Annotated in this window: 9 protein-coding genes; 4 read left to right on the top strand and 5 right to left on the bottom strand. The window is 75.0% G+C overall.

The genetic code is table 11. The features are described from left to right. Positions 1–225 precede the first annotated feature (225 nt). The 3 genes from ACPXCS_RS07665 to ACPXCS_RS07655 all read right to left on the bottom strand — a co-directional run bounded on the left by ACPXCS_RS07665 (position 226) and on the right by ACPXCS_RS07655 (position 3,101). Positions 226–513, bottom strand: a complete 288-nt coding sequence (locus tag ACPXCS_RS07665; protein WP_425945244.1) for a hypothetical protein — start codon at positions 511–513, stop codon at positions 226–228. A gap of 107 nt (positions 514–620) precedes the next feature. Next, a complete protein-coding gene (locus tag ACPXCS_RS07660) occupies positions 621–1,271 on the bottom strand; it encodes a class I SAM-dependent methyltransferase (protein ID WP_425945245.1) in 651 nt (216 codons plus the stop codon). Between the two features lie 90 nt (positions 1,272–1,361). Next, complete coding sequence (locus ACPXCS_RS07655) at positions 1,362–3,101, bottom strand: MFS transporter (RefSeq protein ID WP_425945246.1); 1,740 nt, start codon at positions 3,099–3,101, stop codon at positions 1,362–1,364. 189 nt (positions 3,102–3,290) lie between these two features. Between ACPXCS_RS07655 and ACPXCS_RS07650 the strand changes: the two genes are divergently transcribed. Both ACPXCS_RS07650 and ACPXCS_RS07645 read left to right on the top strand, forming a co-directional pair. Beyond that, on the top strand, positions 3,291–4,724 hold the full coding sequence (locus ACPXCS_RS07650; RefSeq protein ID WP_425945392.1) for an MFS transporter: 1,434 nt from the start codon (positions 3,291–3,293) through the stop codon (positions 4,722–4,724). Between the two features lie 670 nt (positions 4,725–5,394). Next, positions 5,395–6,144 carry a class I SAM-dependent methyltransferase gene (locus ACPXCS_RS07645; RefSeq protein WP_425945247.1) on the top strand — a complete coding sequence of 250 codons (750 nt, stop codon included), beginning with the start codon at positions 5,395–5,397 and terminating at the stop codon, positions 6,142–6,144. A gap of 38 nt (positions 6,145–6,182) precedes the next feature. On the opposite strand, the gene ACPXCS_RS07640 is transcribed toward ACPXCS_RS07645, so the two are convergent. Then, positions 6,183–7,415 (bottom strand): hypothetical protein, encoded by a 1,233-nt coding sequence (locus tag ACPXCS_RS07640; protein WP_425945248.1) that lies wholly within the window; start codon positions 7,413–7,415, stop codon positions 6,183–6,185. 315 nt (positions 7,416–7,730) lie between these two features. On the opposite strand from ACPXCS_RS07640, the gene ACPXCS_RS07635 reads away from it, so the two are divergent. Both ACPXCS_RS07635 and ACPXCS_RS07630 read left to right on the top strand, forming a co-directional pair. Beyond that, positions 7,731–8,588, top strand: coding sequence for a MaoC/PaaZ C-terminal domain-containing protein (locus ACPXCS_RS07635; RefSeq protein ID WP_425945249.1), 858 nt, complete (start codon positions 7,731–7,733; stop codon positions 8,586–8,588). A gap of 30 nt (positions 8,589–8,618) precedes the next feature. Then, positions 8,619–8,981: a hypothetical protein gene (locus ACPXCS_RS07630; protein ID WP_425945398.1), complete on the top strand. Its 363-nt coding sequence runs from the start codon at positions 8,619–8,621 to the stop codon at positions 8,979–8,981. Between the two features lie 11 nt (positions 8,982–8,992). Here the strand turns inward: ACPXCS_RS07630 and ACPXCS_RS07625 are convergent, their stop codons facing one another. Further along, positions 8,993–9,160, bottom strand: a complete 168-nt coding sequence (locus ACPXCS_RS07625; protein ID WP_425945250.1) for a hypothetical protein — start codon at positions 9,158–9,160, stop codon at positions 8,993–8,995. Positions 9,161–9,211 lie beyond the last annotated feature (51 nt).

Here is a 9,211-nt window from a genome sequence, read left to right as displayed (position 1 = left end):
GCGCTGGTGCGGGTGCGGGGCGAGTCGTTGCGGTGGTGGGTGGGCGGTGGGCCCGCGGGTGGGGTCGGGCTCGGTGCGGGGCGCCGGTCCCGTGTCCGGGAGGGACGTGCGGGCGGGTCCCGTCCGGTGTGGCGGCGGGGGCCTGCGGGAGTCGCCGTCCCGGGGGCTCCCGTACCGCCGGGGTGGGGGCGGGGCCCGGCCGTCGGGGCCGCTTCGGGTGCGGCCTCACGAGCCGGCCGCACCGGCCTCGCCGTGCCGTACCGCCTCCTTCACCCGTGCCTCCACCTCCTGGCGCGGTGTGCCCTCCTGCTTCGCGTACGCCGTCACCGCCGCCTGGACGTCCCGGGCGAGGTCGCGCCAGGCGCGCCAGGCCGTCTCCCACGTGGTGGTCTGCTGGTCGCTCCACTTGGTCTGGGTGGGCGGGCCGTAGGCGTCCTGCAGATGACGCACGCGGGCGTACGCCTCGTCCGCCGCGCGCTGCTTCTCCACGAGCTCTGCGAAGGTGTGTGCCACGCGCCCGGATCCTTGGGCAGCGGCCCGCGCCCGCCGACGCGCCACGCCGCCCGTGGGCCGACCGGGCGGGGGCTCACGGGGCGCAGTTCACCCGCCCGGTCGTTCGCTCAGACGCCCGGGCCGGTGCGCCGCAGCACCCGCAGCGAGTCCGTCGCCGAGACCTCCGTGAAGGCGCCCGAGGCGAGGGCCCGGAGGTAGACCCGGTAGGGGGCCTGCCCGGTGAACTCGTCCTGCGGGTCCGGGAAGACGTCGTGGATGAGGAGCAGCCCGCCCTCGGCGACGTGCGGGGCCCAGCCCTCGTAGTCGGCCGTGGCGTGCTCGTCGGTGTGACCGCCGTCGATGAAGACGAAGCCGAGCGGCGTGCGCCAGAACGCGGCGATCTGCGGGGAGCGGCCGACCAGGGCCACCACGTGGTCCTCCAGGCCCGCCCGGTACAGGGTGCGGCGGAACGTCGGCAGCGTGTCCATGACGCCGAGCTCGGGGTCGACCGTCTGCGGGTCGTGGTACTCCCAGCCGGGCTGCTGCTCCTCGCTGCCGCGGTGATGGTCCACGGTGAGCGCGCTCACCCCGGCCTCCCGGGCCGCGTCGGCCAGCAGGATCGTGGAGCGCCCGCAGTACGTGCCGACCTCCAGCAGCGGCAGTCCCAGCCGCCCGGCCTCCACGGCCGCCGCGTACACGGCCAGCCCCTCGGCCACGGGCATGAACCCCTTCGCCGCCTCGAACGCGGCCAGGATCTCGGGCTTCGGGGCCGCGGGCATGGGGGTTCCTCTCGGTCGTACGACACTCCGGGCGCCCATGCTGCCGTACCCCCTGCCGGTGAACGACAGGGGGTACCGGCGGACGGCGGGTCAGGCGGGGACCGTCTCCCCGGGCAGCGACAGGTCCAGGTCGACCGGCCGGTCGTCGCCCGCGTGGGTCGCGGACGAGGCCAGCGGGGCGTGGCCCGCGGCGCGTGCGGCCACCACGTAGGCGCCCCGCGCGGGGACCGCGAGCGCGTAGCTGCCGTCCGCGGCGGAGAGGGTCGCGCCGGCCTGCCGGCCGCGGCGGTCGATCAGGGTGACCTTGGCGCGGGCGACCGGGGAGCCGTCGGCGCCCAGCACCCGGCCCCGGAAGCCGCGCAGCACCTGCTCGGCCCGCTCCAGCGCCGCGTCCTCCTCGCTGCTGGCCCGCAGCTGCGGCTTGTTCGACGGGCGGGCGCCCGGCAGGAACAGCGCCAGCAGCAGGCCCACGGCGACCGCGCCGGTGGCGATCAGGAAGGAGACCCGGAAGCCGTGCATGGTCGGGACCTCGACGCCGCCGACCGTGTTCGCGGTGTTCGCCAGCACCATGCCGATCACGGCGCTCGACACCGACGTGCCGATGGAACGCATCAGCGTGTTCAGGCCGTTGGCCGCGCCGGTCTCCGACGCCGGGACCGCGCCCACGATCAGCGCGGGCAGCGAGGAGTAGGCGAGGCCGATGCCCGCGCCGAGCAGGACCGAGATGACCAGGCTCTGCCAGGCGGCGCTCATCAGGCCGAGGCCGGCGCCGTAGCCGATCGCGATGATCAGCAGGCCGAGGATCAGGGTGACCTTGGGGCCGTACTTCGCCGACAGCCGCGCGTAGACGGGCGCCGTGAACATCATCGTCAGGCCGAGCGGCGCGACGAGCAGGCCCGCGACGACCATCGACTGGCCGAGGCCGTAGCCGGTGGACGTCGGCAGCTGGAGCAGCTGGGGCAGCACCAGGGAGACGACGTAGAAGGAGACGCCGACCATGATCGAGGCGAGGTTGGTGAAGAGCACCGCCGGGCGAACCGTGGTGCGCAGGTCGACCAGGGGGGCCTTCACCCGCAGCTCCATCACGCCCCACAGCACGAGCACGACCGCCGACGCGGCGAACAGGCCGAGCGTGGTGCCGGAGGTCCAGCCCCAGTCGCTGCCCTTGGTGATCGGCAGCAGGAACAGCACGAGACCGGCGGACAGGCCGAACGCGCCCGGCAGGTCGAAGGAGCCCGCGGCGCGCATCGGGGACTCCGGCACGACGAGCAGGGTGAGGACGATCGAGAGCACGCCGAGGCCGGCGGCGCCGTAGAACAGGGCGTGCCAGTCGCTGTGCTGCGCGACCAGGGCGGCGGCGGGCAGCGCGAGACCGCCGCCGACGCCTATGGAGGAGCTCATCAGGGCCATCGCCGAGCCGAGCTTCTCGCGGGGCAGCATGTCGCGCATCAGGCCGATGCCGAGCGGGATCGCGCCCATCGCGAAGCCCTGGAGGGTCCGGCCGGTGATCATGAGCAGCAGGTCGCTGGTGACCGCGCTGACGAGGGCGCCCACCACCATCACCGCGAGGCTCAGGATCAGCATGCGGCGCTTGCCGTAGAGGTCGCCGAGGCGGCCCATGATCGGGGTGGCCACGGCACCCGACAGGAGGGTCGAGGTCAGGACCCAGGTGGCGTTGCTGGGGGCGGTGTCCAGCAGCTGCGGCAGGTCCTTGATCACCGGGACGAGCAGGGTCTGCATCACCGCGACAACGATGCCCGCGAAGGCGAGGACCGGGACCACGGTCCCGCGCGCCGCGCCGGCGGGACGTTCTGTCGTCGTCTGCGTCATGGAAAGGGGCCTCCAGGCCGGGGTCGGACATGGCACGAGTACGTGGAGTATGAACCTTGTATGCGCAGGCAACTATTCCGTTGCTTTGGCACTCTAACGAAATCTTGACCTTCTCTTGGGACGGGCGGCCGGATCCGCCGTGGCCCTAGGTCGAAATCCCGATGCCAGGAGCATGACGTGGTTGAGAGCATGACACCCATGGTCGAAGCCGCCGAGATCACCCGCACGTCCCGCCGCACCACGCCGCCCACCTGGCTCGTGGTGGCGCTCACCTGCGCCGGGCAGTTCCTCGTCGTGCTGGACGTCTCCGTCGTCAACGTGGCGCTGCCGTCGATGCGCAGCGGGCTCGGCATGAGCGCCCAGGGCCTGCAGTGGGTGGTCAACGCCTACGCGATCGCCTTCGCCGGGTTCATGCTGCTCGGCGGCCGGGCCGGCGACCTCTACGGCCGCAAGCGGATGTTCCTCGTCGGGCTCGGCCTGTTCACCCTGGCCTCGCTGGCCGGCGGGCTGGCGCAGGCGGAGTGGCAGCTGCTGCTCGCCCGGGCCGTGCAGGGGCTCGGCGCGGCGGTGCTGGCGCCCTCGACGCTGACCATCCTCACGGCCTCCGTGCCCGAGGGCGCGGCCCGGGCCCGGGCCATAGGCACCTGGACGGCGGTCGGCGCCGGCGGCGGGGCGGCCGGCGGCCTGGTCGGCGGGCTGCTGATCGAGACGCTGTCCTGGCGGTGGGTCCTGCTGATCAACGTGCCCGTCGGCGCCGTGGTGCTGTGCGCCGCCGCCTGGTTCCTCACCGAGGGCCGGGCCGGGGACGGGCGGCGCCTGGACCTGCCCGGCGCGCTGTTCGTCACGGCCGGGCTCGGCACCCTCGCCTACGGCATCTCCCAGACGGAGGCGGAGGGCTGGACCGCCCCGGCCACCCTGCTGCCGCTGCTCGCCGGGCTGGCCCTGATCGGGCTGTTCCTCGCGGTCGAGGCCCGGACCGCGAGCCCGCTGATGCCGCTCGGCCTGTTGCGCCTGCGCTCGGTCTCCTCCGCGAACGTGGCGATGTTCCTGTGCGGCTCCGCGATGTTCTGCATGTGGTTCTTCATGACCCTCTACGCCCAGAACGTCCTCGGCTACACCCCGCTGGAGGCCGGACTCGCCCTGGTGCCGAGTTCCCTCGCCGTCGTCCTCGGCTCGAAGCTGGCACCCCGGCTGATGCGGCCGGCCGGCCCGCGCACCGTGGCGGTGCTCGGCACGCTGGTCGCGGTGGCGGGCTTCGCCTGGCAGTCCGCCATGACCCCCGACGGTGCGTACGCCACGGCGATCCTGTTCCCCGGCATCCTGATGATGCTCGGCGCGGGCCTGGCGGCGACCCCGCTCGCCTCCCTGGCCACGTCCGGCGCGGCCCCCGAGGAGGCCGGCCTGGTCTCCGGCCTCGTCAACACGTCGCGCACCATGGGCGGTTCACTCGGCCTGGCCGTCCTGTCCACCCTGGCCGCCGCCCGGACGGACGGGAGCACCGCACCGCAGGCCCTGACGGAGGGCTACGCGCTCGCCTTCCGGGTGGGCACCGGGGTGCTGGCGGCCGGCGTGGTGCTGATGTGGCTCTGGCTGCCGCGCACCCCGCAGCCGGCGGAACGGTAGCCGCACCGGCCGGACGCGGCGTCGGCCCGGCGCGGCACCGACCGGCGGGGCACCGGCCGGGTGCGGCATCGGCCGGGCGCGGCACCGACCGGCGGGGCATCGGCCCGGCGCGGCGTCGACCGGGCGCGGCGTCGGCCCGGCGCGGCACCGGCCGGCGGGGCACCGGCCGGGTGCGGCATCGGCCCGGCACGGCGTCGACCGGGCGCGGCACCGACCGGGCGCGGCGTCGACCGGGTGCGGCACCGGCCGGCGGGGCACCGGCCGGGTGCGGCATCGGCCCGGCACGGCGTCGACCGGGCGCGGCCCCGGCCTGGCGGGGCATCGGCCCGGCGCGGCACCGGCTTGGCGGGGCATCGGCCCGGCGCGGCGTCGACCGGGCGCGGCGTCGGCCCGGTGGGGCACCGGCCGGGCGCGGCGTCGGCCCGGTGGGCACCGGCCGGGCGCGGCCCCCGTGGAAAGGGCCCGTCGCACGGTCCGGAACGGCTCTGTGGTGACCCCTGGGCGGCGCGCCGCGACCTCTTCGGGGCAGGGGTGGTGCGGCCCCGCGGCAGGGCGCGCCCCCGGCGCCCAGCGGCCCGTACGGCGCCTCCCGCCGATGCCCTTACACACCCTCTGACCTGGTCTTTCTTCCGCTCCGGGCCTAGGGTTGGGGCACACGGGAGGGGGCCGGATGGACCGGAACATACGCACGGTGGACGACGTACTCAGCCTGCTCGACGGGTTGTTCGCACCCGAGGCCGACCGGTGGTCGCAGCGGGGGGCCGGCTGGTGGGACGGGTTCTACGCCGACCGTTCCCGGCCGGTGCCGTTCTTCGTGGCGAAGCCGGACGAGAACCTGGCGCGTCACGTGGAGGACGGGCTCGTCACCGCGGGGCGGGTGCTCGACCTGGGCTGCGGCCCGGGGCGCAACGCGCTCCACCTGGCGGCCCGGGGCTTCGAGGTGGACGCGGTCGACCTCTCCCCGGCGGCCGTCGCCTGGGCCGCCGAACGGGCCCGCGAGGCAGGGGTGGAGGGCGCGCGGTTCCACTGCGGGGACGCCTTCGCCCTCGCCGGAACGGAACTGGCCGGCCCCTACGACCTGGTCTACGACTCCGGCTGCTTCCACCACCTGCCCCCGCACCGCCGGGTCAGTTACCTGGCCCTGCTGGAGCGCGTCCTGGCGCCGGGAGGCCTGTTCGGGCTCACCTGCTTCGCGGCCGGGGCCGGCGGCATGGGGTCGGAGGTGCCCGACGTGGACTTCTACCGTGACGGAGCCGGACTGCGGGGCGGACTCGCCTACAGCGCCGAGGCGCTGCGCGGGATCTTCTCCGGGCTGACCGTGCTCGAACTGCGGCGGATGCGCGACGAGCCGCAGGACTCGGACCGCTTCGGCGAGTCCTTCCTGTGGACCGCGCTGTTCCGGCGTGCGGAGAAGCCGTAGCGGCGCCTTCGCGCGAGGCCGGGGGGTGAGGCGGCCGGTCACGCCCCCCGGGGCGTGCGGGGCGGGTCGAGCAGGGAGGTCAGCGTCTCGGTGAAGACCGCCGCCGAGTGGTCGGCGTGCGCGCGGATGCGGGTCGCGACGGCCTCGGCCCCGCCGCCCTCCAGGAGCCGCACGAGCCGGTCGAGGTCCCGCTCGCGTCCCTCCCGCCCCTCCGTGCCTTCCTGCGTGGACAGGTAGAAGTCCGTCGCGTCGTACGCCATGTGGAAGACGTGCTTCTTGACGTCGCTCAGCGTCAGGTAGTCGTCGTGCGTCTTGGGCGTCGGCTCGGGCGCCCCGACGCACACCGCCGGGGTGCCGGCGCCCCAGGCGTTGACCGCCAGGTGGTAGGTGTCCGTGACGACCAGCCGGTAACGCGGCAGCACCGCCAGCAGGTCGCCGATGGTGCGCTCGCCCGGGCGGGCCGGGATGTGGCCGACCGGGGCGGGGACGTCCCGGTCGAACCAGGGCAGCCACTCCAGCGGGGCGCCCAGACGGTCGGACAGGGCCTGGCAGTGGGCGGGCAGCCAGTCGGGGACGGGGGTGCGGGCGCCCAGGAACACGCCGATGGCCCCGCCCTGCGGCACCGAACGCGACCACGGCGTGGTCGGCAGGTGGTCGAGGTCGCCGGGGCGGGACAGCAGCGCCGCGTCCGAACCGAAGTGGTCGGTCGTACGGTCCCCGCGCAGGTGCGCGATCTTCGCCGCCGAGAGCGGGTCGCGCACCCACATCCGGTGACTGCGCCGGACCAGGCGGGTGAAGAGCGGGCCGTACTCCTTGTCCTCGTAGTCGGACTGGGTGTTGTGCAGGACGGTGCCGCCGTAGCTGAGGGTCCGCGCGAGGAGCTCGTCGGGCTGGTCCGCGAAGAGCAGGGTGCGGTTCAGCAGGCTCCGGGCGGCGTCCCGGTCGGCGGCGATGCCGAAGTCGAGCAGGCGGTTGGTCGCGTCCTGCGCCAGGTAGTGCCGGGTGTGCAGGAAGTCGCCCCAGAAGACGACGGCGTCGTGGTCGCGCAGCGCGTCGAGGTTCTCGGCCAGCGGATGGAAGACGAGCGGGACGTCGGTGCTGCGCGCGCCCGCCCGCAGCGGCACGGTCTGAGGCGTGTGCAGCGTGTACCAGGTGGCGTCGAAGGCGCCGCCCGCCCGTCGCCGCAGGGACTCGAACGCCAGGTCGACGCTCAGCATGCCGGTGTTGCGGTACCCGATGTTCGGCGCGGTGATGACGGCGACGCGTGCCATGTGCTCCGTTTCCCCTGGTGGTCGCGGCGGGTCGCGGCTGGTCGTCCGCCGGTGCCGGTCCGGGTGCCGGCGCCGCCGCGGTGCGGCGCGGACCCCCGGCCAACGTACACGCCGGCGCCGCGTCCGGGGCACCCGGCCCGGTGGCGTCCGACCCGGATCTGACACGGCGTCAGAAGGCTTCACACCTGTGGGGGGCTCGGCTATACAGACGGCGCGGGACTGGGACGCGTTCCAGTTCGGCCCCCCAGGCGGCCTCGGCGCGGCCGACGGTGCGGACGGCCGTGCCGAAGCCTTCCCACGGCGATCAGGAGCCCCATGCCCATCGACGCAGCCAAGGCGCTCGCCGCCGGACCCCGGACCGGCGAGCTCTCCTGGGACCACAGGGACGTGCAGCTCTACCACCTCGGCATCGGCGCCGGCGTCCCCGCCACCGACCCCGGCGAGCTGCGCTACACCCTGGAGTCCCGGCTGCACGTCCTGCCCAGCTTCGCCACCGTCGCGGGCGGCGGGAAGCCGGGCGTGACCGACGGGCTGTCCATGCCCGGCGTCGACGTCGACCTCGCCCGGGTCCTGCACGGCGGCCAGAGCCTGGTGGTCCACCGGCCCCTGCCCGCGGCGGGCACCGCCACCGCGACCCACCGCATCGCCGCCGTGTACGACAAGGGCGAGGCGGCCGTCCTCGTGCTGCGCACCGACGTCCACGACGCCGAGGGCCCGCTGTGGACCGGCGACGCCCGGATCTTCGTCCGCGGCGAGGGCGGCTGGGGCGGCGACCGCGGCCCCTCCGCCCGCCTGGAGCCCCCCGCAGGCGACCCCGACCGGACCGTCGAACGCCGCGTCCGCGAGGACCAGGCCCTGCTCTACCGCCTCTCCGGCGACTTCAACCCCCTGCACGCGGACCCCGGCTTCGCCCGGCGCGCCGGGTTCGAGCGGCCCGTCCTGCACGGCCTGTGCACCTACGGCATGACGCTCAAGGCGGTCGTCGACACGCTGCTCGGCGGGGACGTCACCCGGGTCCGGTCGTACACCACCCGGTTCGCCGGAATCGTCTACCCGGGGGAGACGCTGCGGATCCGCATGTGGCACGGGCCGCGCTCCACCCGGGTCGCCGTCGGCGCCGTCGAGCGCGGTGACGCGCCGGTCCTGGCCGACACGATCGTCGAACACACCTGACCCGGCATGCCGTACGAGGGGAGCCGCACCATGCGCGCAGCCGTACGGGCCGTACTGCACGAAATCGGCCAGGACGAGCCGGAGGTCCTCGACGACGTCGAGGCGGTGGGGTTCGGACCCGGCAGGGTGCGGTTCCGGCACCCCCGACTTCCGGCGCCCGGCGGTGACGTCCTCGGCTTCGCCGGCACGGGCACGGGCACGGGCACCGGCACCGGCACGCTCACCGGCACCTTCGCCGAGGAGGTCGCTGCGCGGACCGGACGGTGGGGGAGACCTTCGCGGCGGCGGAGGTGCTCGGGCTCGGGCGGCGCGGGTGAGGCGGTGGCGCGCGGGCGGGGAACGGGAACGGCCCCTCCCGCCGTGCGGCGGGAGGGGCCGTTCGCAGTCTGGTGACTGACGGGCCGTCAGGCCGCAGTCACGGCCTGCTCGGTCTCCGCCACCGGCTTGCGGTGGCGTCCGCGCGGAGCCGTCTCACTGTCGTGCGTGGAGACCTCGCCACGGTGCCGGCCGTGGCCGGTGGAGGTCTCCTGGACGTCGGCCATGCGCGGCTGGTTCGTGCTGGCGTCGTTCATCGGATGGAATTCACCCCGTCAACATGATCTTTTTTCAGCCGGGTGAGTCTA

The organism is Streptomyces sp. DT190, from assembly GCF_049846985.1.
GTDB lineage: Bacteria > Actinomycetota > Actinomycetes > Streptomycetales > Streptomycetaceae > Streptomyces.
This window is presented reverse-complemented; position numbering and strand designations above follow the sequence as displayed.

Excerpts from the sequence above, each read along its gene's own strand:
- ACPXCS_RS07660 (WP_425945245.1), bottom strand. The coding sequence starts at position 1,271 with ATGCCCGCGGCCCCGAAGCCCGAGATCCTGGCCGCGTTCGAGGCGGCG.
- ACPXCS_RS07655 (WP_425945246.1), bottom strand. The coding sequence starts at position 3,101 with ATGACGCAGACGACGACAGAACGTCCCGCCGGCGCGGCGCGCGGGACC.
- ACPXCS_RS07650 (WP_425945392.1), top strand. The coding sequence starts at position 3,291 with ATGACACCCATGGTCGAAGCCGCCGAGATCACCCGCACGTCCCGCCGC.
- ACPXCS_RS07645 (WP_425945247.1), top strand. The coding sequence starts at position 5,395 with ATGGACCGGAACATACGCACGGTGGACGACGTACTCAGCCTGCTCGAC.
- ACPXCS_RS07640 (WP_425945248.1), bottom strand. The coding sequence starts at position 7,415 with ATGGCACGCGTCGCCGTCATCACCGCGCCGAACATCGGGTACCGCAAC.
- ACPXCS_RS07635 (WP_425945249.1), top strand. The coding sequence starts at position 7,731 with ATGCCCATCGACGCAGCCAAGGCGCTCGCCGCCGGACCCCGGACCGGC.
- ACPXCS_RS07630 (WP_425945398.1), top strand. The coding sequence starts at position 8,619 with ATGCGCGCAGCCGTACGGGCCGTACTGCACGAAATCGGCCAGGACGAG.
- ACPXCS_RS07625 (WP_425945250.1), bottom strand. The coding sequence starts at position 9,160 with ATGAACGACGCCAGCACGAACCAGCCGCGCATGGCCGACGTCCAGGAG.